Source organism: Cognatishimia sp. (genome assembly GCF_964229375.1).
Lineage (GTDB): Bacteria > Pseudomonadota > Alphaproteobacteria > Rhodobacterales > Rhodobacteraceae > Cognatishimia.
This window is the reverse complement of record NZ_CAXREH010000103.1, coordinates 1-20,724: the sequence shown is the minus strand read 5'-3', so window position 1 is coordinate 20,724 and position 20,724 is coordinate 1. Positions and strand designations below refer to the sequence as shown.

Sequence of the window (20,724 nt, the reverse complement as noted above, 5' to 3'; positions counted from 1 at the left end):
CTAGCCTTTGCTGCGCTGCGCTCTCAGCTTGGCGAAATATGCGACGCGCTTGGCAAGCTCCCGTTCAAATCCGCGTTCCACGGGAACAAAGAAGTCCGGGCGCTTCATACCTTCCGGGAAATAGTTCTGACCAGAGAACCCGTCTTCGGCGTCGTGGTCATAGGCATATCCAGCGCCATAGCCCTGATCTTCCATCAGACCTGTCGGGGCGTTGAGGATATGCTTGGGCGGCATCATCGAGCCGGTCTTTTTGGCCGCCTTGCGAGCCGCCTTATAGGCCACATAGTTGGCATTGCTCTTGGGTGCCAAGGCCAGATAGATCACCGCCTGAGACAGCGCCAGTTCGCCTTCGGGCGAGCCCAAACGTTCATAAGTTTCCCAAGCCTGCAAGCAGACCGCCTGCGCCTGCGGATCCGCAAGGCCGATATCTTCGACGGCCATACGCGTCAGGCGGCGCGCCAGAAACCGTGGATCTTCGCCGCCTTCAAGCATTCTGGCGAACCAATACAGAGAGGCATCCGGGTCTGATCCGCGCACCGACTTATGCAGCGCGGAAATCAGGTTGTAATGCTCATCCCCCGACTTGTCATAGTTCACCGCCCGCTTCATCAGCCGCGTGGCAAGTTGATCTGTCGACAGCTTGCCGTCGACCTTCCAGGCGGACACCTGTTCAATCAGGTTCAATAACGCGCGCCCGTCACCATCAGCCATCTCAAGCAGCGCCTCGCGTGCGCCACCTGCCAGCGGCAGTGCTTTGCCAAGCTCTTGTTCGGCACGTTGCGCCAGACGCTCTAGGTCGGCCAGGTTCAGACGCTCCAGCACCAAGACCTGCGCGCGCGACAGGACCGCTGCGTTTAACTCAAAACTGGGATTTTCGGTGGTTGCCCCGACCAACAGGATCGTGCCGTCCTCCATATGCGGAAGGAACCCGTCCTGCTGCGCTTTGTTGAAACGATGGATTTCATCAACGAACAGCAGAGTGCCCTGCCCGTTCGCCCGCCGGATTTTGGCGGCCTCAAACACTTTCTTCAGATCAGGAACGCCCGTGAAGATCGCCGAGATCTGAACAAAGTGCAGATCCGTTTCCTGCGCCAGCAAACGCGCGATGGTGGTCTTGCCAACGCCGGGCGGTCCCCAAAAGACCAGCGAGCTTAGGCTGTTTGCCTCAAGCATCACCCCCAACGGAGCATCCGGCCCCAGCACCTGTTCTTGACCGATGACCTCTTGCAAGGTTTTCGGACGCAGCCGATCCGCCAGAGGGCGCGGCGCAGTGTCAACAGCAGGGGTCTCTGGGTCTCCGAAAAGATCAGCCATAGGGGGTGCCTTCGTGCTTAGAGTCGAAAGCGCATGAGAATCTGTTGGCCTCCGCGCTCGACGGCCAAGGTGATACGGCTGCCCGCTTTTCGCAAGGCACGCTCCGCAGATTTCGTATCCGGCGTTTCATCGCCGTTGACCGCTCGCAGAATATCGCCACGCCGCAGACCAACACGGCCGCCGATCTGTCCCGGATCCTGAACGATCACCCCTGTCGCGCCCAATGGCAGGCGCGCTTCGGCGATGACGGCGGGGTTGATGTTTGACAGGGTCATCTCGGGGATCGCAGAGCGTCGTCCCGTGGTAACTGTATCGCGTGCAGGCACCTCTGGCGGAGGCGTCAGCGCGACCGACAAAATTTTTTCCTGACCGTTCTGCAGCACGGTCAAATCAGCTTCAGACCCAAGTCCCGCAACGGACATCCGGAAAATCATTTCCGATCCGGTGTTCACCGGCTGGCCGTCGACGGCCAGGATAACATCCCCAGGGGCCAGACCGACCGTGCGCAGCGGGCTGGCCTCGTGCAGCCCAGAAATCATGATGCCGCCGGGCCGGTCCATCCCAAGGCTTTCAGCCATATCGGCGTCGACAGACTGACCAGACGCCCCCGCCCACGGGCGCATAAAGCTGTCGTTTCCGGCCGCCGCCTGCGTCATGAACTGCGCAACCAGATTGGTGGGGATGGCAAAGCCAATGCCGTTGCTGCCGCCCGAGCGCGTCAGAATGCGTGTGTTGATGCCTATCAGATCACCATTGATATCAATCAGCGCGCCACCGGAATTGCCCGGGTTAATCGGTGCGTCGGTTTGCAGGAAATACCCCTGCCCGGCCCCCGCCGCAGTGCCCGAGCGCGCAAGACCCGAGACGATGCCGCTGGAGACCGTCTGCCCCACACCAAACGGGTTTCCGATGGCCAGAACCAGCTCGCCCACATTGACCGTATCGCTATCACGCAGGGTCAGATGCGGCATGTCACGCGGGGCATCGATAAGTTGCAGGATCGCAAGATCGCTTTGCTGATCGCCCAGCAAAACCCGCGCCGCAAACTCTCGGCGATCATTCAACACCACCCGAATATCGGTCGCCATTCCCACGACGTGATAGTTGGACACCACGATGCCATCGCCCGATAGAATAACGCCTGATCCCAGCGAGTTCTGCACCTGAGGGCGGGCCGTGCCGAAATCGCGGAACAGGTTTTGAAAGAAGGGATCGCCCTGAAACGGGCTTTGACGGGTTTCCACCACGCGTTTTGCATAGATGTTGACCACGGCAGGCGCGGCCTCTTTGACCAGTGGCGCAAAGCCCAGTTGGATCTCTAGCTGACTGGTGGGAACTTTTGTGTCCGCAGCCACGACAGACGCGAGCGCAAGCGAGAGGGCGGCAAGGGTAAGACGGATCATGCGATGTCCTTGGTCGGTTCATATGCGATCAGATATGTTCAGACCCGCGCGGCATTGCAAGAGTCCAAAAGGCCGGGGCAAAACCCCGGCCAAGTTGCGCCCATCGCTGGGATCACGCGTTGCGCTTGGGGGCCACAACGCGTTCAAACAAAAACGCAGCCAGTCGACGCAGGCCAATACCGGTTCGAATTTCGAACTCTTCGAACTTGAATCTGCCACCAGATACACCAGCGCGACGGAACCCTTCAAGCAAGGCAACCCGCATCGGCTTCGGCCCGCAGAAAGCGACAGTCAGACGCTCTGTCGACACACCGGTTTTGGCCAGAATGCTGTCAGCACTTGCGCGGCCGTCTTTCGCAGAGTTCTGAATGTGCAGCGTCAGGTTTGGCTTTGCATTGGCCAATGCTGTCACCTCGGAAAGATGGGCCGCAGAGGCCTCGTCGCGGATGCAATAGACCAGATGCACAGGCCCACTTGTGGGATCCAGCGCCTCGGACCATGCCAGAAACGGCGTGATACCGACACCTGCCGCAATCCAGACCTCGGGGTCTTTGGTATTGCGGCGTTCGAAATGTCCAAACGGTCCCTCCAGTTTGACCTCTGTGCCCGTGTTCAGCCTGTGCGCCAATCGATTGGTGTAATCCCCAAGCTTGGCGACCGTCATCCGCAGGCTGCCATCTTCGCGCGGGGCGCTCGAGATCGTAAAGGGATGCGGCTCGGCGCCCTCAATGCTGAGAAACGCGAATTGCCCTGCTTTGTGCTTCAACGCCCGCGATTTTGGAGCCATCGTGATCGCCAGCGCATTGCCGGTTTCCGAGATCTCCGTCACCGTATAGCGCTTTGACGCGCGCATGCTGGCCGGCAACAGGCGATAGACGAAAGCCACGATCCCTAAGGCACAAAACGCGCTGGTGTACAGGCCAAGCGGATCGCCGTTGGCAAAAGGTTTCAGGATAAACAGATAGTGGAACGCACCGGCCATAAAGAAAAAGCCCATCAGTCGGTGGGTCCACCGCCACAGGTGATATGGAATAAAGGTGGCAATCGTAATCACGACCAAGATCAGAATCCCATAGAGGCTGATTTCGCCGAGGGTTTCCGCCACTTCGACTAGGGCGGTTTCACGCCCCAGGCCATCCATCTCGGCGTCGATGGTATCGTGCAGCAGGATCGCAGCCATCGCGCCGATGCCCAGCCATTTGTGCAGAATGTACCCGCGGTCCAGCCCACCGAAAATCGCCTCGACGCCGGGCCAGCGGGTTGCGATCACCTGCAAAAGCGCCATTGCGATCAAGGCCCAGATGCCCAGATACTGGCTGAACAAGGCGATCACATCGCGTCCTGCCGCAATCTGAGGCCACCAGATCATTGGGGTGCAAAGTGCGGCGGCGGTCAAAACCAGTCCGAATGGGCGAAGTGACATAAAGACGTCCTGTGTTGGCAATTGGCTGACACCGACTATTAAGGCCTTTGCCCCCACCGTCAAAGTCGAGCGCTTTGAAATCTGAGCACTAGGGCTCCTTCGGGCATAAACTTTTGGTCGAAACGGGGGCTCTGGATGGATGCAACTTGACAGCCGGTGATCTCTGACGCATTTTCCGTAAATGAACGATCGTTCATTTAATGGGAGCCCAACATGTTGCATCGTCAGGATACCGTTACAGAAACACGCGCTCAGTTTCGCTGGGACGTGCCAGAGTTCTATAACATCGGCGTCGATGTCTGCGACCGCTGGGCCTCTGTCGAGCCGGATCGCCTGGCAATTGTCGACATTGATGCCACTGGGCAAGCGCAGGATTATTCCTATGAAAATCTGCGGTCTATGTCTTCTAGGCTGGCGCATGTTTTGTCTGATCTGGCCGAGGCTGGTGACCGTGTTGGCGTGCTCTTGCCGCAATGTGTTGAAACGGCCGTCAGCCACATCGCGATCTATAAGATCGGTGCCATCGCGCAGCCGTTGTTCACACTTTTCGGCCCAGACGCGCTGGCCTATCGCCTGAGCGACTCAGGCGCGTCGGTGGTGATCACCAACGCAGCAGGCGCACGTATTCTGCAAGACATCAGAGAACAGCTGCCAAATCTGCGCACGATCATTTCGGTGGACGGTGCGGATGAGGTTTGCCTTGGGTTTCACGAAGCCTGCGCGGCGCAAAGTGACCGTTTCACCCCGATTGCCACCCGCGCCGAGGATCCGGCGGTGCTGATTTACACCTCTGGCACCACGGGCAACCCCAAGGGCGCGTTGCATGGCCATCAGGTCTTGCTGGGCCATCTGCCCGGCGTGGAAATGAGCCATGACTTCCTGCCGCAGCCCGGTGATAAAATCTGGACACCAGCAGATTGGGCCTGGATCGGAGGCCTGTTGGACGTGCTCCTGCCCGCCCTGCACCATGGCGTTCCTGTGGTGGCCTGCCGGTTCAAGAAATTCACCGCCGAGGCGGCGTTTGATCTGATCAAGTCGCAGGGCATTCGCAACGCCTTCCTTCCGCCGACGGCCCTGAAGATGATGCGCCTCTCTCCGGAGGCGGAAAGCTTTGGGCTGCAGATGCGCTCTGTCGCGAGTGGCGGCGAGCCGCTGGGCAAAGAGCTGATCGACTGGGGCCAGCGGGTGCTTGGCACAACGATCAACGAGTTTTACGGCCAGACTGAATGCAACATGATTGTCTCGTCCTGCGCAGATCTAGAACCGCCGGAACCCGGTGTGATGGGCTTTGCCGTGCCGGGCCATGATCTGGACATTCTGGATGTTGAAACTGGCGAGCCTTCGGGCATCGGCGAACAGGGCGACATCGCGGTGCGTGCGCCGGACCCTGTTATGTTCCTGCGCTATTGGAATAATCCCGAGGCGACAGAGAAGAAATTCAGAACGGTTAACGGCGACAAATGGCTTTTGACCGGGGATCAGGGCATGAAAACCCAGTCGGGCCGGATTGCCTTTGTAGGACGTGACGATGATGTCATCAATTCCAGCGGCTACCGGATTGGCCCGGCCGAAATCGAAGATTGCCTACTGACGCATCCAGCCGTGGCAATGGCAGGCGTGGTCGGAAAACCTGATCCGATCCGCGGTGAAATCGTCACGGGCTTTGTTCAGCTGGCCGAGGGGCATGCCCCGTCAAGCGCGCTGTCATCAGACATCGCGGCCCACGTCAAAGCACGTCTGGCGGCCTATGAGTACCCGCGCGAGCTGCATTTTGTTGACGCCATGCCGCTGACCACGACCGGCAAGATCATTCGTGGCGATCTGCGCAAACGGCTGCTGGGTTAATCCAAAGGCGCGTGCAAGCGCGTATTGGCGGTGATAATCCCGCCGCGATTGCCAATTTCCAAACTGCCATAGCGCTGCGCGAAGACCTCGGGCAGCGCTCTGTCGCCAGTCGGAGACAACCACAGTCGGAACAGGTGACGGCGGTTTGACGGCTCTGGCCAGTCGGTGAACCCAGTGCGGTCATGCAGTTGCGCGTGATTGTAGACAAATTGCATGTCGCCCGGGTCCAGCCGCATTTTCAGATGCAATGACGGATCATTGGCAAGCGCATCAAACATATCCAGCGCCTCTACATGGGCGGGCGTCAGGCGCATCGCCTCGGGAAACCGCTGTGCGCTGTCGATATACTGACGCTGATAAAAGACCGTCAGCTTGCCTGCGTGCCAGTTCAAAGGCGGGATGGTCATAAACGGATCCATCCCCTCGGGCACCTCGCCACGACGGTCTGTGGCGATCGGATCAAACAACAGCTGCAACAGATCCGGGCGCGCGGCGCGCATGCGGTTATAGATGGTTTCCGCACTTACCAGCAGCGAGTCTCCGCCCTCTTTGGCGTCCCTCAGGCACATCAGCCCCACGATATCGGCACTGTCCGTGTGAAACGTCTGTCGCGCGGCAGTTTGATAGATCCGGGCGTTGGGGTCATTGGGATCAGCACCGATATTGCGCACATGCCCCAGGATATGACCCTGCGCGTTTTGCGACCGGGCCGAACCAAGATGCGCGCCAATGCCGCAAAAAATCGCTGCGGCCATTTCCTGAGTGTATTGAGCGACAGGCAGACCGCGCAGCACCTCAAACCCGTGCCCATTGATAAGACGATCCTTCAATGCTGCCAGATGCGCGCCAAAGACCGGTAAAGGGAAATCCTCTTTGCGGATTTCGCCGATGTCGCGGCCCAAAGACAGGTAATGCTCTGCCGCCTGTTCGATATCGTCGATGTCAGATGGCGTCAGATGATAAAGCCAGATGTCATCTCGCTCTTGCATCTCGGCCCCCGTCCACGCCGCGGGACCGACAATTTTTTCGGGAAGCGAGAGGGTCATATCAGCATCCTTTTTTTGATCTGTCGCAACCCTGCACAAAAAGCGCCGATATGTAGAGAAATTATTTTTGGGTCTGAGACCCGAGTGTATGCGGCAAGACGTCTCGTTGGATTGCCTTGGGCAGTCGGCAGCCCTATATCGAAGACGGAAAGAGATGGAGAAAGCCCATGTCGCAATCCCCCAATACTCGCGCGCTTTATAATGGCGACTGCCCCGTTTGCAGTGCAGAGATGTGCCACTATGAGGACTATTCCAAGAAACGGTCCTTGCCCGTCGGGTTTGAAGACCTCAACAATATCGACCTAGCGGAATGGGGCGTCTCGGAAGACGAGGCAACACGGCTTTTGCACGTCATGCACAATGGGCAACTGTTTGTGGGCTGGGACGCGTTTCTGGTGCTTTGGGAACAAATGCCGCGCTATCGGTTGGCCGCCCGGATCGCCCGTGTTCCGGGGATCTATCACATTTGCAGCTGGGGCTACGCCAATATCGTGGCCCGCGTGATCTATAACCGTCATCAACGCCGCAAAGCGCGTGGACTGATCGGCGCGAAATAAAAAAGCCCGCCAAGAGGCGGGCTTTGTCAGATCCTGAAGATCTAAATCTTATTCTGCTGCCGCGTCTTCTTCGGCCAGACGTGCTTTGTCTGCTGCGCCTTTGGCGTCCGCGTCGCGCTCAACGAATTCGATAATCGCCATTGGCGCCATGTCGCCATAGCGGAAGCCCGCTTTCAGAACGCGGATGTAGCCACCCTTACGCTCTGCGAAACGTGGGCCAAGCACCTCAAACAGTTTCGCAACATGCTTGTCCTGCTTCAGCTGCGCTGCGGCCTGACGGCGCGCGTGCAGATCGCCGCGTTTGCCCAGAGTGATGAGTTTCTCAACAATCGGGCGCAGTTCTTTTGCTTTTGGCAGCGTTGTTTTGATCTGTTCGTGTTCGATCAGAGAGCCCGCCATATTCGCGAACATCGCTTTGCGGTGCTCATGTGTACGGTTCAGGCGGCGGTAACCACGTGCGTGACGCATAATTTCATTCCTTTTTCAGTGGCCTTGCTTGGCCGGTGCTTTGTCTGGCTTCCCATGCGTGGCGGGAAACTCTCCTTGGGGCAGGATTGCCCGTTTTGTCCCCGGATGTCCGGGCATTCATTGGTGGGTGGCGGGCTAAAGCCCGCCCTACCCTTGTTTCTAACGCTTAGAACGCGTCTTCGAATTTCTTCGCCAGATCTTCGATGTTGTCTGGTGGCCAGTCGTCCACGTCCATGCCAAGGTGCAGACCCATGCCGGACAGCACTTCTTTGATCTCGTTCAGAGACTTGCGGCCGAAGTTCGGCGTGCGCAGCATTTCTGCTTCGGTCTTCTGGATCAGATCGCCGATGTAAACGATATTGTCGTTCTTCAGGCAGTTCGCAGAGCGGACAGACAGTTCCAGCTCGTCCACTTTCTTCAAGAGAAGTGGGTTGAACTCAAGACCATCATCTTCGTCCTGACGACCAGCTGCTTCTGGTTCATCAAAGTTCACGAAGATAGACAGCTGGTCCTGCAGAATACGCGCAGCAAATGCCAGCGCATCTTCAGGTGTGATGGACCCATCGGTTTCGATCTTCAGCGTCAGCTTGTCATAGTCCAGAACCTGACCTTCACGGGTCGGCTGAACGTCATAGGAGACTTTCTTGACCGGAGAATAGATCGCGTCGATTGGCATCAGGCCGATTGGCGCGTCTTCTGGCTTGTTCTTGTCTGCAGAAACATAGCCTTTGCCAGTGTTGACGGTCAGTTCCATGTAGAGATCCGCGCCGTCATCCAGGTGACAGATCACATGCTCTTTGTTCAGAACTTCGATGCCCGCAGAGTCAGAAATATCACCCGCAGTCACAGCACCCGGACCTTTGGCATTGATCGACAGACGCTTAGGGCCTTCGACTTCCATGCGCAGGGCAACCTGCTTGAGGTTCAGGATGATGTCGGTGACGTCTTCGCGCACACCTGCCACAGAAGAGAACTCGTGCAGCACGTTGTCGATTTGCACAGAGGTGATCGCGGCCCCTTGCAGAGAGCTCATCAGAACGCGACGCAGCGCGTTGCCGAGCGTCAGGCCAAAGCCACGCTCCAGCGGTTCTGCGATGGCAGTCGCCTTGCGCATCGGATCATTGCCCGGCTTAACTTCAAGCTGGGTTGGATTAATCAATTCTGCCCAGTTTTTGTGGATCATGCGTCCCTCCATTCTTGTTCAACCCCCATGATCAATCAGGGTCAAACGCCCGAGGTTTCAAAATGACGGACTGGGGCCGTGCGAAAAACGCGGCCCCAGCGGGTAGTTCAATTATACGCGGCGACGCTTTGGAGGGCGGCAGCCGTTGTGTGCGATTGGGGTCACGTCACGGATAGATGTGATGTTGAAGCCAATTGCAGCCAGCGCACGCAGCGCGGATTCACGACCAGAGCCTGGGCCTTGGACTTCGACCTCAAGGGTCTTAACGCCATGCTCTTGTGCTTTTTTGCCCGCGTCTTCCGCAGCCATCTGAGCCGCATATGGGGTAGACTTACGAGAGCCTTTGAAACCCATGGTGCCCGCAGAAGACCAGGAAATTGCGTTGCCCTGAACGTCAGAAATCAGGATCTTGGTGTTGTTGAAGGAAGAGTTAACATGCGCAACACCTGCTGCGATGTTCTTACGTTCCTTACGCTTGGTTACGCGACGATCACGTGCCATTGGTCAGACCCTCCCTTATTTCTTCTTACCAGCAATGGCCTTTGCAGGGCCTTTGCGAGTACGAGCGTTGGTGTGGGTACGCTGACCGCGAACCGGCAGGTTACGACGGTGACGCAGACCGCGGTAGCAGCCCAGGTCCATCAAGCGTTTGATGTTCATTTGCACTTCGCGGCGCAGGTCACCTTCTACGGTGTAGTTTGCGTCGATGTGCTCACGGATTGCCAGAACCTCTGCGTCAGACAGTTCGTTCACACGACGGGTTTCGTCGATGTTCACTGCTTCGCAGATCGCTTTCGCGGATGTATGGCCAATGCCGGTGATATAAGTCAGGGCGATCGGGACGCGCTTGTGCGTCGGGATGTTCACGCCAGAAATACGTGCCACGTATGTCTTTCCTTTTCGTTGCGGTTCCGTAGCGCCAGAACCTTTTTTCACAACATAAGCCCGAGGCGTTTTTGCCACCGGGCTATAGCTGATCGAGGTGCTCTGCCAAGTGGGAGCGACCCACAAAGCGGAATTTGATTCTCTGATAGAGATGGGTTGCTTTAAGGGGGAAAAAGGGCTGGGTCAACCGTTTATCAACCTATTCCCAAAGCTCGGCAATTTTCGCCGCGCGCTGGCGTGTATATAGGTCAAATCTCCAAAGACCGAAAGGCCTGCCCCATCCGTTTGATAAGACCGTCTTCGGTGCCGCCTATCAGCAGATATTCATAGTCCCCCTGCGCCCAGGTCGCGGAGCTCAGCCCTTCCAGCCGCAACGTGTTCATCACGGCCTCAGTGGGTGCTGACTCGCCCGCGCGAATAATGCACAGCGCGATCGGCACGCCGGTTTTGGTGGCAAAGGCCAGTTGCACCAGTGGACGCCCCTCAAAGGCCAAAACCTGCGCGCGCTTGTAATCCACTTCGTCCAATTCGGTGAGACCTGCCAGATCAAAGTCCTTTCCGATCGCCGACCCGACCCGAGCGAGTTCCTGACTCAGTTGTTCGGGTGTCTGACTGATGTGGTCCAACGTCGCGTTTGTATAAAGCGCCTGATAGGCCGCCACATAGGCCACCCACCCGTCCAAAGGTTTCTCGCGGGTCCACGTGCCTGCCCCAAAGCCAATCGCAAGTGCGAGGCAGGCAGCCACGGCCACGCCAACCCAGCCGCGCTTTGGCTGCGCAGCTGCAAGGGGAACATCGACAAACTCTGGTGCGCTCAGCAAGTCAAAGCTTTCCGCAAGCGCGGCCTTATCAAGCCGCAGGGCATCCAGCCGCTTCACCAAAGACGGATCTTGGGCAAGGGCCGCTTTGATAGCCGCGACAGGCGCGAAGTCGTCTTCGCCGTCAAGGAATGCGACGAGCTCTTCGTCCGAGAAATGTCTATCTTGCATTGCTCACCCCTTCCTGATCGCGGAATTTTCGCCCCAAATTTGCGCGCGCTGTGGCCAGTCTGCTCATCACCGTGGCCAATGGGATATTTAGTATTTCAGCCGCCGCTTTGTAAGAATAGCCCTCAACATACACCAAAAACACCGTCGCGCGCTGTGCCTCCGGTAAATCCAAAACAGATTTCAGAACCTCTTTGCGGTCGTAAGCCTGCTCTGGAGACTGGGCCGGATCCGGTATCTCGGACACATCGACAACCGGCAACCCGCCGCCTTTTCTGACCCGATCTTTGCGCACTTCGCTAATCCAGAGGTTATGAGTAATGCGGAACATCCAACGATCCAAATGCGAGCCGGACTTGAATTGGCTGGCCTTTTCAATCGCACGCAGACAGGCCGCCTGCGCAAGGTCATCGGCCCCGTCTCTGGACCCCGTCAGCGAAAACGCATAACGCCAGATACGTGGGAAAACCGAGGGCAAACCGGATTGAACCTCTTGCAGAGGCGACTGGCGGCGCAGCGATCTTAGCATTGGAATCCAGACATTGGCTTAGCGCTTACTCCGTTTCCATTTCACTTTGCAAATAGGCGATCAGATCGTCAACTTGCGCAGGCTTCTTCAGACCACCAAAGGCCATAGACGTTCCGGGCACCAGATCCTTGGGTTTGGTAAAGAACGCCGCGAGTGTGTCGGTGTCCCAGATCAATCCGGCCTCAGACATTGCTTTGGAATAGCGGAAATCCGGGTTGGCGCCGGACATCGCGCCAATGATGTTGTAAAGCGTCGGCCCGACTTTGTTGTCACCTGCCTTTAGACTGTGACACGCCTTACATTTCTTAAAGACTTTCTTGCCGGCTTTGATGTCACCCTCTGCCATTGCAGCCGAGGACAGAGTGATCAATGTCGCGACAGTCAGTGCAAACTTAACCATGTGATGCCTCCAAAAAGGTGTTCCGGGAGCCTCATTAGGGACGCGGAGCCCCCGGAACTGGGGGATTACTTTTCAAACACCATGCGAATGGTGGCCGGGCTGACGCGGGTGATGCCAGACAGGCTGGCCAGTTCCATCAGCTTGTCGACACCTGCGGTCACGCCGATGTCTGCTGTCGACAGCATGAGGATGTCAGAGGTCGTCACCAAAACACGGTCTTCGCTCAGACGCGCGACAAAGACTTCGGTTTCAATCTCTGATGACACACCGGCCAGGCTCAGCTCGCCTTCAAAATCCGTGACCATCGTCGCTCCGACGTCCAAGGCGCTGACATCGTCCATATCGACAGAGCCGGTCAGTTCCGCCACAGCGTCCAACCCTTTGAACACGTGTTCGATCATGCGTTCGTTGCGAATGTCGATGTTGGTTTCGACAGAGGCCAACTGGATCGAGATCGACACCTCGCCGGCGTCTGACACGGTTCCGGTCACGTCCTCGAATGTGTGAACTTCGCCGACCGCGTCTTTTTTGATCGATCCAAATGCGATCAGGCTTTCATCGGCGACCGAGGTCCAGGCCGCGTGGCCTCCGGCGGCTGCAGGTGTTGCCAATACCGCGGCGGCCATTGCTGCCTTTAGAATAGTTTTCATGACGTCCTCCCAAGACTTCTGTGTGCTGTTTGTTGCGGTTCTGAGAGGTCAACGCGGCAGCGCCGAAAACTATTCAAACTTTTTTTTCCAAAAAAAAGCCTTCGGAAAACCGAAGGCTTTTTGAATTGATGTGTTGACTGGCTTAGCCGAGGATCTTGGCGATAGAGCCCTGAACCTCTTCGATGCTCGCGAGGCCGTCAATCGACGTCAGATTGCCTTTCGCGTGATAGTAACCAATCAGCGGGCTGGTCTTTTTGTAGTATTCCATCAGACGGATCTTGAGGCTTTCCTCATTGTCATCCGCCCGGGCCGTACCACCGGCAGCCACCGCTTCTTTTGCACGGTTGACGATACGTTCGACCAGAACCTCGTCGTTGACCTGCATTTCGATCACAGTGTCGAGCTTTTCGCCAAACTCGTTCAGCAAGGCTTCCAGCGCGTCTGCCTGTGCCAGCGTGCGTGGGAAGCCATCAAAGATGAAGCCGCCCTTTTTGTCGCCTTCCAGCTGTTCGCGGATCAAGCCGATCACGATCTCGTCTGTCACAAGCTCGCCGCGGTCCATGACCTCGGCAACCCGCTTGCCCATTTCAGTTCCCGAAGTCTTTGCGGCGCGCAGCATGTCGCCAGTGGACAACTGGATCATGTCCCGGGTTTCTACCAGATGACCCGCTTGGGTCCCCTTTCCTGCGCCCGGAGGGCCAAGCAGAATAATGTTCATCGACGAGCAGCTCCCTTTTTACCGCGTCGCTTGCCCCGGCCACGCAGCTGTGATTTTTCGATCAGCCCTTCATACTGGTGTGCCAGCAAATGGCTTTGGACTTGTTGGATCGTGTCCATGGTGACCGAAACCACGATCAGCACGGATGTGCCGCCAAAATAGAAAGGAATTGCCAGTTGGCCACGCAAAATCTCTGGAAAGAGACAAACTGCCGCAAGATAGGCCGCACCCAGCACCAGAACCCGGTTCACCACATACTCAAGATACTCGGCCGTTTTTGCACCTGGACGGATACCTGGAACAAAGCCGTTCTGGTTCTTCAAGTTGTCGGCAACTTCGTCGACCTTGAAGGACACGTTGAAGGTGTAGAAATACGCGAAGAACACGATCATGCCAGCAAAGAACAGCAGATAGAGCGGCTGACCAGGGCCGAAATATGCCAGAATGGTCGACATGATCGGGCCGGTGTTATTGCCCGAGAAGGTCGAGATCGTGGTCGGCAACAGCAGCAGAGAGCTTGCGAAAATCGCCGGGATAACGCCTGACGGGTTGACCTTAACTGGCAGGTGGGACGAGCCACCGTCGTACATCTTCATCCCGACCTGACGGCGCGGGTACTGAATGTGGATCTTGCGCAAAGCGCGTTCCATGAAGACCACGAAGGCGATCGTCGCAACGACCATGACAATCACGCCTACGATAACCGCAGGGCTGATCGCACCAGAGCGACCGGAGGCAAAGAACTGAGCCAGCGCAGCTGGAATTTCAGCGATAATGCCAACAAAGATGATCAGCGAGATACCGTTGCCGATGCCGCGTGCGGTGATCTGTTCACCCAGCCACATCAGGAACATCGTACCGCCCACCAGCGTCACCATGCAGGCAATGATGAAATAGAGACCCGGCGTGGTGACCAGCTCGCCCGATTGCAGCGAAACAGCAAGGCCATAGGACTGCAACGTCGCCAGAGCCACGGTGCCATAGCGGGTGTATTGGTTGATTTTCTTGCGGCCTTGCTCGCCTTCTTTTTTCAACTGTTCCAGTGCCGGAACCATCGAGGTCAGAAGCTGAACGATAATGGACGCCGAGATGTAAGGCATAATGCCAAGAGCAAAAATCCCCATCCGTCCCAGTGCGCCGCCTGTGAACATGGTCAGAATACCGCCGATACCACCGGCTGCCTGTTCCATGAATTCACGGAGCGCGATCGTGTCGATGCCTGGAACCGGGATAAAGGTGCCAAGACGATAAACGATCAACAGTCCGATGGTGAAAAAGATGCGGTTGCGAAGGTCAGTTGCTTTGCCCAATGCGGACCAACTGGTGTTCGCTGCCATTTGCTCTGCTGCAGATACCATTAGGATCTCTCTTTAATACAAACGCCGCCAAGAGCTTTCGGCTCTGGCGGCGTCTTAGAAAACTCAGAGGAGTATGTAAGGGGTCAGATGCCCGCTCACAACCTCTTATTCAGCCGCTGCCGCGGATGTGACTGTAAGAGAGCCACCCGCTTTCTCGACAGCTTCGACAGCAGACTTGGATGCGCCGGTCACTTCGATGTTGGCTTTGGCGGTGATTTCGCCCTTCGCCAGCACGCGGATGCCGTCTTTTTTGCGGCGAACCAGACCGGATGCGATCAGAGCATCTTCGGTGATCGCTGCTTTGGCGTCCAGTTTACCGTCGTCGATGAATTTTTGGATCAGGCCCAGGTTTACAACGGCGAATGCCTTGCGGTTTGGCTTGTTGAAGCCACGCTTAGGCAGACGTTGGTACAAAGGCATTTGGCCGCCTTCGTAGCCGTTGATCGCAACACCGGAACGGGATTTCTGACCTTTGATACCACGGCCACCCATTTTACCTTTGCCGGAACCCGGACCACGGCCAACGCGCATACGTTTCTTGGCGGCACCTGGGTTGTCACGCAACTCGTGCAGTTTCATATCGCTTCTCCTTTGCCGGAACTGACCCCTGAAGCGTAAGCGGGCCAAACACGGCTTTTCTTGATTGTTGATTCTGTGACGAGACTCGCCACTGGGGGCGTATAGGCCTGTTATCTGATGGAATCAATAGGCCTTCGCGCCCTGTCGCACCTTGGTGCGAAGCCTATCTGCATTTCAGCAGGTTGGGCTGTGGACAGGGCGGCGAAAATGGCCAGCAATCTCGCTGATGGCCAATCTGGGCGCCCTATCCCGTATCTTGCGACTTACGCGCCAAAAACGTGACGCTGGGCAATGTCGGCGATGTCGCCGCGGCGGATGCCGATGTCTGCCAATTCACGGTCACTCAGGCCGTCCAGCTCGCGGAAGGTCTGATTGTATTTCTGCTGTTCCAGACGTGCTTCGCGATAGGCCGCGACAAAAGCTTGAACGCGTTTGGTGAAGCCGAAGTCTGGTTGAATATTTGTGATGGTCTGAGCCATTATCTTTTCCTTTGAAAGGTCCGAAACGTATTTTTCGGAGATGTGTTTTTCGTCTTTTTGACACGGCGGATATAGCCAGCGCCCCTGCCCCTAACAACGCACAAACCCGCCGTAGCGCCATGCAGGAATCGCAACGGTCCCGGAAAGCAAAACGCCCACGGAAATCCGAGGGCGTTACACAGAACCGACGATGTCAGTAGGGCTTATTTCGCGTAAGCAACTTCATAGGCGATGCTAGAGATGGATGCGCGGGACATGCCCAGATCCGCCAGCTCGCGGTTGCTCAGGGTTTGCAGCTCGCGCAGGGTTGTCACATAGACTTTGCGCTTTGCCAGACAGTCTTGCAGTGCAGAAATCGCGGAACGAACGTAGGCAACAACTGGGTTTGCGGATGGGGCGATGGAAACGGCGTTTGCCATGGAATTAATCCTTCATACGGTGGCCAAGCGATTGGCCTTGAGTGTCTTTCCTCCACTTGCAAACAGACTTAACCCTCTGGCGGGCCAGCAACAATCGCCAATACGGACAGGCCGATATGCATCAAATGCATAGCTTTCTGATCGCGCGTCTTTAAAGCAGGGTATCTTTGACTTCGACCTGGATCGGTGCCATTTGCTGCTGTTCCAAAGGCGCGGTCAGCACGAAAATCCAGGCGCCGCTTTGCCACCGCAAAGACGTAAGCCCTGCGTCTTGCAGAACCTGAACCTCGGTGTTTTCCTCTTGGTCCAAGCGCGTCATGAACAGCGTCACTCGTTTGCCGTCCGCCGTTTCATACATGTACTGCGCCGCCGCCCGGTCATCAAACGGCAGCATCCGCCCGCCAAGGAACGTCAGCCCAAAGGCCGACAAGTTCGGCACCGTCATCTCGCGCCCCATGCGGTCTGCCAGCCAGGTTTGCAGATGCTCGGTTTCGTCGGCTGAAACCTCGACGGCATGACGTTTTTCGGCGGCAAACACGCGGTGCGAATTGGTGGCGCCCATGGTGGCCTGCACAATGATTGTGGTCGACGTCTGGGTGGTCAGCTGGCTGAGGCCATATCCGCAGATACCGCCGAACGCAAAGACCGCAAGCATCGCCGCCACACGCGCGAGAGGCCTTTGGGTGCGATTGGCGACGGTCTGTGACGCCACCAATGCATCCAGATGCGCCGCAGATGGTGTCGGGATCGACTCGGCGAACAACGCTTCTGTATTGGCCCATTTCTGAACCCGCGCAGCAAGCTCTGCATCCTTTGCCATTTCCGCTTGAAACGTTGCCCGTTGCTCAGGCGTCATCTGGGCGTCAAGATAGGCGCTGATCTGCTCTTCTATGTTGCGATAGTCACTCATGTCGCGCTCCGAATGCCGGGCACCTGAGGCATTGCTTCCTGATTCAGGAACGCCCGCGCCCGCGATATCCGAGACATAATCGTTCCAATCGGAACATCCAGTACCTCAGCAGCCTGCGCATAGCTCAGGCCACCGACGGACACCAAAAGCAAGGGTTGGCGTTGCTCGTCAGGCAGATCATTCATGCGCTTCATAACCGCGCGCAGTTCCGAGCGGGCTTCGACGGTGCGGTCGTCTGATCCGACGTCGCAGTCATCTTCCATCGCAACTTCGCGCGCACGGCTCTGCGCACGGTACTTGTCGCGGAAAATGTTCAGTTCGATTTTCATAAGCCAGGGCCTCAGAGGATGCAGCGCGTCCCAAAGACTGCGCTTTCGGATGCCCCGTTCGACCGTGTCCTGTACCAGATCGTCTGTCTGGTGGTGTGCGCGTGTCAGGGAAAACCCATACCTCCAAAGGTGCGGGAGCGACTCTTTAAGCTGCGCATCAAAAGTGGCCATAAAGGGCCTCCGTTAAGGGTGGCGAGCGGCCCGGGGAAGCCGCCCGCCCACAAAACCATTAAGGTTTTGCAAGGTGCCAGGTGCCTCCGACGCCGTCGCCTGTCGTTTGACCAGGCTTCTTGTCTTGTACCCAGAGGTACAGCGGTTGGTCGTTATAAGCTACCTGTTGATCGCCGTTTTTGCGGGAAATCACGCTGAAGCCCTCGGGCAGCGCATCTGCCTTGCCTTCCAGGATCAGCGGAGGCCAAGCTTTGGCGCAGCCGGCATTGCAGTTGGACTTGCCCGCATCGTCTTTGTCGAACGTGTATAGGGTCATGTCATGGCCATCGGTAAAATAGCCGGCATCCGACAGTTTCACGTCTTTGTGGCCGTGACCTGCGGCATAGGACGCGCAGGCGGTGACGGAAAATGCAGCAGTGGCGGCGAGGATAATAAAGCGGTTCATCGTTAAGGTCTCCTAAGTGAGGGTGTCTGTTTCTGCTGCAGATACTTCACTTACGATCCCGGCCCGGATTTATTCCGCACCACGACAAAAAAACTTCAAAAAAGCAAAAAGCCCCCGAAAAATCGGAGGCTTTTCAATGTCTTGTCGAAAAGGGACTTAGCCTTTTTCTTCGATGATTTTCACCATGTGTGGGATCTTGTTGATCATGCCACGCACCGAAGGAGTATCCTCCAGCTCACGGGTTTTGTTCATCTTGTTCAGACCCAGACCGATCAGAGTTGCGCGCTGATCTGCTGGACGACGGATCGGAGAACCGACCTGTTTTACGACGATGGTTTTAGCCATTGATCAAGCTCCTTACGCTTCTGCTTCCGCAGGTGCTTCGTCCTTTTTCAGGATGTCAGCAACTTTTTTGCCACGACGTGCAGCAACCTGACGTGGGGAAGATTCCTTGCCCAGTGCGTCGATGGTTGCGCGGATCATGTTGTAAGGGTTCTGAGACCCGATGGACTTGGAAACAACGTCCTTAACGCCCAGCATCTCAAATACCGCACGCATTGGACCACCGGCGATGATACCGGTACCTTCTGGTGCTGTCCGCATGATGACTTTGCCTGCGCCGTGACGACCTTCGATGTCGTGGTGCAGAGTACGGCCTTCACGCAGTGGAACGCGGATCATTTGACGTTTTGCTTGCTCGGTCGCTTTGCGGATCGCTTCAGGTACTTCTTTCGCTTTACCTTTACCGAAACCAACGCGGCCTTTTTGGTCGCCAACAACTACCAGAGCAGCAAAGCCAAAGCGCTTACCGCCTTTGACGGTTTTGCTGACGCGGTTGATCGCGACCAAGCGGTCTGCGAATTCTGGGGTTTCTTCTTCGCGGTTGCGACCGCGACCCCGGCGGTTTTCACGTTCTGCCATTTGGCATTCCTTTGTTTTCTGGCGCGTCTAGGCGCCGTTTTGTCCAATCCTGGTGGGCACTGGCGAACCAGAGCCCCCGGATCATCGGGAGGACGCGAACGTCCTCCGCAACACTTAGACTTTCAGGCCACCTTCACGCGCAGCTTCGGCCAGAGCCTTCACTTTGCCGTGGAAGAGACGACCGCCCCGGTCGAAATACGCTTCGGTGTAGCCAGCTTTGACCGCACGTTCTGCGATTGCAGCGCCCACTTTGGTTGCTGTCTCGATGTTGTTCTTGCCGGTGTTCAGGTCTTTTTCCAAAGAGGAAGCAGAAACCAGAGTCACGCCTTGAACGTCGTCGATCAGCTGTGCGCTGATGTTTTTGTTGGAGCGGTTCACGGACAAGCGAAGCTTGCCAACGTTGACCTTGCGAAGTTTGTTCCGGACGCGCAGGCGGCGCTTGAGGAACAGTTCCCGTTTGCTGTTTGCCATTTGTCTGGTCCTTACTTCTTCTTACCTTCCTTGCGGAAGATATACTCGTCTTTGTATTTGATGCCCTTGCCTTTGTAAGGCTCTGGCTTACGCCATTCGCGGATATTTGCCGCGACTTGGCCAACGAGTTGTGGATCGGTGCCTTCGATGATGATCTCAGTCGGCTTCGGTGCAGTGACCGTAACGCCGGCTGGAACTTCAAAGTTGACGTCGTGGGACAGGCCCAGTGCCAGCTTCAGAGTGTTGCCCTGCATCTGTGCACGGTAACCAACACCAACGATCTCGAGCTCTTTTTTGAAGCCCTCGGTCACGCCGGTGACAAGGTTTTGCACAACAGTACGGGACATACCCCATTGCTGGCGAGCGCGCTTGGACATGCCGCGAGGCGTGACTTTAACAGCGTTCTCTTCAACAGTCAGAGTGACATCATCAGTTGCGGTGAAGCTATGGGTCGCTTTTGGACCTTTCACTTCGATGGTCTGGCCGGAGACAGTGGCAGTTACGCCGCTGGGCAGCTCGACCGGTTTTTTACCAATACGAGACATTCAGCTTCTCCTTAGAAGACCGTGCAAAGCACTTCGCCGCCAACGTTGTTGGAGCGCGCGCTTGCATCAGACATCACACCTTTAGAGGTGGAGACAATCGACACACCCAGGCCCTGACGGACGGTTGGGATGTCACCGACGCTCATGTAAACGCGACGACCAGGTTTAGAAACCCGCTTCAGTTCGCGAATGACAGGAGTGCCTTCGAAGTATTTCAGGCTGATTTCCAGAGCCGGGTGGCCCTCGGAGTCAGTCGTCTTTTCGTAGCCGCGGATGTAGCCTTCGTCAGCCAATACATCCAGAACCCAGCCGCGCAGTTTAGATGCAGGCGAAGACACAGTGGACTTGCCGCGCATTTGACCGTTGCGGATACGGGTCAGCATATCACCGATAGGATCGTTCATAATGCTCTCTCCTTACCAGCTAGATTTAACCATGCCAGGGATCTGACCAGCAGAACCCAGCTCGCGCAGTGCAATACGGGAGACCTTGAGCTTACGGTAGTAAGCGTGAGGACGACCGGTCAGCTGACAGCGGTTGTGAAGACGTGTAGCCGAGCTGTTGCGCGGCAGTTTCGCCAGTTTCAGACGCGCTTTGAAACGCTCTTCCATTGGCTTGCTTTCGTCGTTTGCGATCTCTTTAAGCTCGGCACGTTTGGCAGCATATTTTGCAACCAGGCGTTCGCGCTTT

Annotated in this window: 28 protein-coding genes; 2 read left to right on the top strand and 26 right to left on the bottom strand. The window is 56.7% G+C overall.

The features are described 5' to 3' along the window. The 3 genes from ACEQWH_RS08155 to ACEQWH_RS08145 form a co-directional block, all read right to left on the bottom strand. Positions 1-1,314 carry a replication-associated recombination protein A gene (locus tag ACEQWH_RS08155; protein ID WP_370229588.1) on the bottom strand — a complete coding sequence of 438 codons (1,314 nt, stop codon included), beginning with the start codon at positions 1,312-1,314 and terminating at the stop codon, positions 1-3. A gap of 17 nt (positions 1,315-1,331) precedes the next feature. Next, complete coding sequence (locus ACEQWH_RS08150; protein ID WP_370229586.1) at positions 1,332-2,717, bottom strand: trypsin-like peptidase domain-containing protein; 1,386 nt, start codon at positions 2,715-2,717, stop codon at positions 1,332-1,334. A gap of 112 nt (positions 2,718-2,829) precedes the next feature. Next, positions 2,830-4,140, bottom strand: a complete 1,311-nt coding sequence (locus ACEQWH_RS08145) for a ferric reductase-like transmembrane domain-containing protein (protein WP_370229583.1) — start codon at positions 4,138-4,140, stop codon at positions 2,830-2,832. Between the two features lie 213 nt (positions 4,141-4,353). On the opposite strand from ACEQWH_RS08145, the gene ACEQWH_RS08140 reads away from it, so the two are divergent. Next, positions 4,354-5,985, top strand: coding sequence for an AMP-binding protein (locus ACEQWH_RS08140; RefSeq protein ID WP_370229581.1), 1,632 nt, complete (start codon positions 4,354-4,356; stop codon positions 5,983-5,985). On the opposite strand, the gene ACEQWH_RS08135 is transcribed toward ACEQWH_RS08140, so the two are convergent. Next, entirely contained in the window at positions 5,982-7,031 is a 1,050-nt protein-coding gene (locus ACEQWH_RS08135; RefSeq protein ID WP_370229579.1) for a TauD/TfdA family dioxygenase, read from the bottom strand. The genes ACEQWH_RS08140 and ACEQWH_RS08135 overlap by 4 nt on opposite strands. Positions 7,032-7,198: 167 nt before the next feature. Between ACEQWH_RS08135 and ACEQWH_RS08130 the strand changes: the two genes are divergently transcribed. Continuing rightward, complete coding sequence (locus ACEQWH_RS08130; RefSeq protein WP_370229576.1) at positions 7,199-7,588, top strand: thiol-disulfide oxidoreductase DCC family protein; 390 nt, start codon at positions 7,199-7,201, stop codon at positions 7,586-7,588. Between the two features lie 48 nt (positions 7,589-7,636). Here the strand turns inward: ACEQWH_RS08130 and rplQ are convergent, their stop codons facing one another. The 22 genes from rplQ to rpsN form a co-directional block, all read right to left on the bottom strand. Further along, positions 7,637-8,056 (bottom strand): 50S ribosomal protein L17, encoded by a 420-nt coding sequence (gene rplQ / locus ACEQWH_RS08125; protein WP_370229574.1) that lies wholly within the window; start codon positions 8,054-8,056, stop codon positions 7,637-7,639. Positions 8,057-8,222: 166 nt separating this feature from the next. Further along, positions 8,223-9,239 carry a DNA-directed RNA polymerase subunit alpha gene (locus tag ACEQWH_RS08120; protein ID WP_370229571.1) on the bottom strand — a complete coding sequence of 339 codons (1,017 nt, stop codon included), beginning with the start codon at positions 9,237-9,239 and terminating at the stop codon, positions 8,223-8,225. 111 nt (positions 9,240-9,350) lie between these two features. Next, positions 9,351-9,740 (bottom strand): 30S ribosomal protein S11, encoded by a 390-nt coding sequence (rpsK, locus tag ACEQWH_RS08115; RefSeq protein ID WP_209355423.1) that lies wholly within the window; start codon positions 9,738-9,740, stop codon positions 9,351-9,353. Positions 9,741-9,755: 15 nt separating this feature from the next. Further along, complete coding sequence (gene rpsM, locus ACEQWH_RS08110; RefSeq protein WP_209355422.1) at positions 9,756-10,124, bottom strand: 30S ribosomal protein S13; 369 nt, start codon at positions 10,122-10,124, stop codon at positions 9,756-9,758. 248 nt (positions 10,125-10,372) lie between these two features. Continuing rightward, complete coding sequence (locus ACEQWH_RS08105; protein ID WP_370229568.1) at positions 10,373-11,113, bottom strand: hypothetical protein; 741 nt, start codon at positions 11,111-11,113, stop codon at positions 10,373-10,375. Then, positions 11,103-11,639: an RNA polymerase sigma factor gene (locus ACEQWH_RS08100; RefSeq protein WP_370229565.1), complete on the bottom strand. Its 537-nt coding sequence runs from the start codon at positions 11,637-11,639 to the stop codon at positions 11,103-11,105. Before ACEQWH_RS08100 ends, ACEQWH_RS08105 begins: the two co-directional genes overlap by 11 nt. Positions 11,640-11,664: 25 nt before the next feature. Continuing rightward, positions 11,665-12,039: a cytochrome c family protein gene (locus tag ACEQWH_RS08095; RefSeq protein WP_370229562.1), complete on the bottom strand. Its 375-nt coding sequence runs from the start codon at positions 12,037-12,039 to the stop codon at positions 11,665-11,667. Between the two features lie 65 nt (positions 12,040-12,104). Then, positions 12,105-12,689 (bottom strand): YceI family protein, encoded by a 585-nt coding sequence (locus ACEQWH_RS08090; RefSeq protein ID WP_370229560.1) that lies wholly within the window; start codon positions 12,687-12,689, stop codon positions 12,105-12,107. A 142-nt stretch (positions 12,690-12,831) separates the two neighbouring features. Further along, positions 12,832-13,407, bottom strand: a complete 576-nt coding sequence (locus tag ACEQWH_RS08085; RefSeq protein ID WP_370229557.1) for an adenylate kinase — start codon at positions 13,405-13,407, stop codon at positions 12,832-12,834. Next, positions 13,404-14,765, bottom strand: coding sequence for a preprotein translocase subunit SecY (gene secY / locus ACEQWH_RS08080; RefSeq protein WP_370229554.1), 1,362 nt, complete (start codon positions 14,763-14,765; stop codon positions 13,404-13,406). The genes ACEQWH_RS08085 and secY overlap by 4 nt, the downstream gene beginning before the upstream one ends. A 105-nt stretch (positions 14,766-14,870) precedes the next feature. After that, positions 14,871-15,344, bottom strand: coding sequence for a 50S ribosomal protein L15 (gene rplO / locus ACEQWH_RS08075; RefSeq protein ID WP_370229551.1), 474 nt, complete (start codon positions 15,342-15,344; stop codon positions 14,871-14,873). Between the two features lie 263 nt (positions 15,345-15,607). Continuing rightward, positions 15,608-15,823: a DUF1127 domain-containing protein gene (locus ACEQWH_RS08070; protein ID WP_370229549.1), complete on the bottom strand. Its 216-nt coding sequence runs from the start codon at positions 15,821-15,823 to the stop codon at positions 15,608-15,610. Positions 15,824-16,026: 203 nt separating this feature from the next. Then, positions 16,027-16,242 (bottom strand): DUF1127 domain-containing protein, encoded by a 216-nt coding sequence (locus ACEQWH_RS08065; RefSeq protein ID WP_370229546.1) that lies wholly within the window; start codon positions 16,240-16,242, stop codon positions 16,027-16,029. 151 nt (positions 16,243-16,393) lie between these two features. Further along, complete coding sequence (locus tag ACEQWH_RS08060; protein ID WP_370229543.1) at positions 16,394-17,152, bottom strand: anti-sigma factor; 759 nt, start codon at positions 17,150-17,152, stop codon at positions 16,394-16,396. Continuing rightward, the gene (locus ACEQWH_RS08055) at positions 17,149-17,652 is read right to left on the bottom strand and encodes an RNA polymerase sigma factor (protein ID WP_370229540.1); all 504 of its coding nucleotides are present in this window, start codon (positions 17,650-17,652) and stop codon (positions 17,149-17,151) included. Before ACEQWH_RS08055 ends, ACEQWH_RS08060 begins: the two co-directional genes overlap by 4 nt. Positions 17,653-17,710: 58 nt before the next feature. Then, positions 17,711-18,097 (bottom strand): hypothetical protein, encoded by a 387-nt coding sequence (locus ACEQWH_RS08050; RefSeq protein ID WP_370229539.1) that lies wholly within the window; start codon positions 18,095-18,097, stop codon positions 17,711-17,713. 156 nt (positions 18,098-18,253) lie between these two features. Further along, positions 18,254-18,442, bottom strand: a complete 189-nt coding sequence (gene rpmD, locus ACEQWH_RS08045; protein ID WP_370229537.1) for a 50S ribosomal protein L30 — start codon at positions 18,440-18,442, stop codon at positions 18,254-18,256. A 12-nt stretch (positions 18,443-18,454) separates the two neighbouring features. Continuing rightward, entirely contained in the window at positions 18,455-19,018 is a 564-nt protein-coding gene (gene rpsE / locus ACEQWH_RS08040; protein ID WP_370229534.1) for a 30S ribosomal protein S5, read from the bottom strand. A 114-nt stretch (positions 19,019-19,132) separates the two neighbouring features. Next, positions 19,133-19,489: a 50S ribosomal protein L18 gene (gene rplR / locus ACEQWH_RS08035; protein WP_370229532.1), complete on the bottom strand. Its 357-nt coding sequence runs from the start codon at positions 19,487-19,489 to the stop codon at positions 19,133-19,135. Between the two features lie 11 nt (positions 19,490-19,500). Beyond that, the gene (gene rplF / locus ACEQWH_RS08030) at positions 19,501-20,034 is read right to left on the bottom strand and encodes a 50S ribosomal protein L6 (protein WP_370229529.1); all 534 of its coding nucleotides are present in this window, start codon (positions 20,032-20,034) and stop codon (positions 19,501-19,503) included. A gap of 11 nt (positions 20,035-20,045) precedes the next feature. Continuing rightward, entirely contained in the window at positions 20,046-20,438 is a 393-nt protein-coding gene (gene rpsH, locus ACEQWH_RS08025) for a 30S ribosomal protein S8 (RefSeq protein WP_370229527.1), read from the bottom strand. Positions 20,439-20,450: 12 nt separating this feature from the next. Beyond that, positions 20,451-20,724: 30S ribosomal protein S14 (rpsN, locus tag ACEQWH_RS08020; RefSeq protein ID WP_370229524.1), on the bottom strand; the 274-nt coding region annotated here is incomplete at its 5' end.

Bases quoted from the DNA above. Each gene is read 5' to 3' on its own strand.
- ACEQWH_RS08155 (WP_370229588.1), bottom strand. From the start codon at position 1,314: ATGGCTGATCTTTTCGGAGACCCAGAGACCCCTGCTGTTGACACTGCG.
- ACEQWH_RS08150 (WP_370229586.1), bottom strand. From the start codon at position 2,717: ATGATCCGTCTTACCCTTGCCGCCCTCTCGCTTGCGCTCGCGTCTGTC.
- ACEQWH_RS08145 (WP_370229583.1), bottom strand. From the start codon at position 4,140: ATGTCACTTCGCCCATTCGGACTGGTTTTGACCGCCGCCGCACTTTGC.
- ACEQWH_RS08140 (WP_370229581.1), top strand. From the start codon at position 4,354: ATGTTGCATCGTCAGGATACCGTTACAGAAACACGCGCTCAGTTTCGC.
- ACEQWH_RS08135 (WP_370229579.1), bottom strand. From the start codon at position 7,031: ATGACCCTCTCGCTTCCCGAAAAAATTGTCGGTCCCGCGGCGTGGACG.
- ACEQWH_RS08130 (WP_370229576.1), top strand. From the start codon at position 7,199: ATGTCGCAATCCCCCAATACTCGCGCGCTTTATAATGGCGACTGCCCC.
- rplQ (WP_370229574.1), bottom strand. From the start codon at position 8,056: ATGCGTCACGCACGTGGTTACCGCCGCCTGAACCGTACACATGAGCAC.
- ACEQWH_RS08120 (WP_370229571.1), bottom strand. From the start codon at position 9,239: ATGATCCACAAAAACTGGGCAGAATTGATTAATCCAACCCAGCTTGAA.
- rpsK (WP_209355423.1), bottom strand. From the start codon at position 9,740: ATGGCACGTGATCGTCGCGTAACCAAGCGTAAGGAACGTAAGAACATC.
- ACEQWH_RS08105 (WP_370229568.1), bottom strand. From the start codon at position 11,113: ATGCAAGATAGACATTTCTCGGACGAAGAGCTCGTCGCATTCCTTGAC.
- ACEQWH_RS08100 (WP_370229565.1), bottom strand. From the start codon at position 11,639: ATGCTAAGATCGCTGCGCCGCCAGTCGCCTCTGCAAGAGGTTCAATCC.
- ACEQWH_RS08095 (WP_370229562.1), bottom strand. From the start codon at position 12,039: ATGGTTAAGTTTGCACTGACTGTCGCGACATTGATCACTCTGTCCTCG.
- ACEQWH_RS08090 (WP_370229560.1), bottom strand. From the start codon at position 12,689: ATGAAAACTATTCTAAAGGCAGCAATGGCCGCCGCGGTATTGGCAACA.
- ACEQWH_RS08085 (WP_370229557.1), bottom strand. From the start codon at position 13,407: ATGAACATTATTCTGCTTGGCCCTCCGGGCGCAGGAAAGGGGACCCAA.
- secY (WP_370229554.1), bottom strand. From the start codon at position 14,765: ATGGTATCTGCAGCAGAGCAAATGGCAGCGAACACCAGTTGGTCCGCA.
- rplO (WP_370229551.1), bottom strand. From the start codon at position 15,344: ATGAAACTGCACGAGTTGCGTGACAACCCAGGTGCCGCCAAGAAACGT.
- ACEQWH_RS08070 (WP_370229549.1), bottom strand. From the start codon at position 15,823: ATGGCTCAGACCATCACAAATATTCAACCAGACTTCGGCTTCACCAAA.
- ACEQWH_RS08065 (WP_370229546.1), bottom strand. From the start codon at position 16,242: ATGGCAAACGCCGTTTCCATCGCCCCATCCGCAAACCCAGTTGTTGCC.
- ACEQWH_RS08060 (WP_370229543.1), bottom strand. From the start codon at position 17,152: ATGAGTGACTATCGCAACATAGAAGAGCAGATCAGCGCCTATCTTGAC.
- ACEQWH_RS08055 (WP_370229540.1), bottom strand. From the start codon at position 17,652: ATGGCCACTTTTGATGCGCAGCTTAAAGAGTCGCTCCCGCACCTTTGG.
- ACEQWH_RS08050 (WP_370229539.1), bottom strand. From the start codon at position 18,097: ATGAACCGCTTTATTATCCTCGCCGCCACTGCTGCATTTTCCGTCACC.
- rpmD (WP_370229537.1), bottom strand. From the start codon at position 18,442: ATGGCTAAAACCATCGTCGTAAAACAGGTCGGTTCTCCGATCCGTCGT.
- rpsE (WP_370229534.1), bottom strand. From the start codon at position 19,018: ATGGCAGAACGTGAAAACCGCCGGGGTCGCGGTCGCAACCGCGAAGAA.
- rplR (WP_370229532.1), bottom strand. From the start codon at position 19,489: ATGGCAAACAGCAAACGGGAACTGTTCCTCAAGCGCCGCCTGCGCGTC.
- rplF (WP_370229529.1), bottom strand. From the start codon at position 20,034: ATGTCTCGTATTGGTAAAAAACCGGTCGAGCTGCCCAGCGGCGTAACT.
- rpsH (WP_370229527.1), bottom strand. From the start codon at position 20,438: ATGAACGATCCTATCGGTGATATGCTGACCCGTATCCGCAACGGTCAA.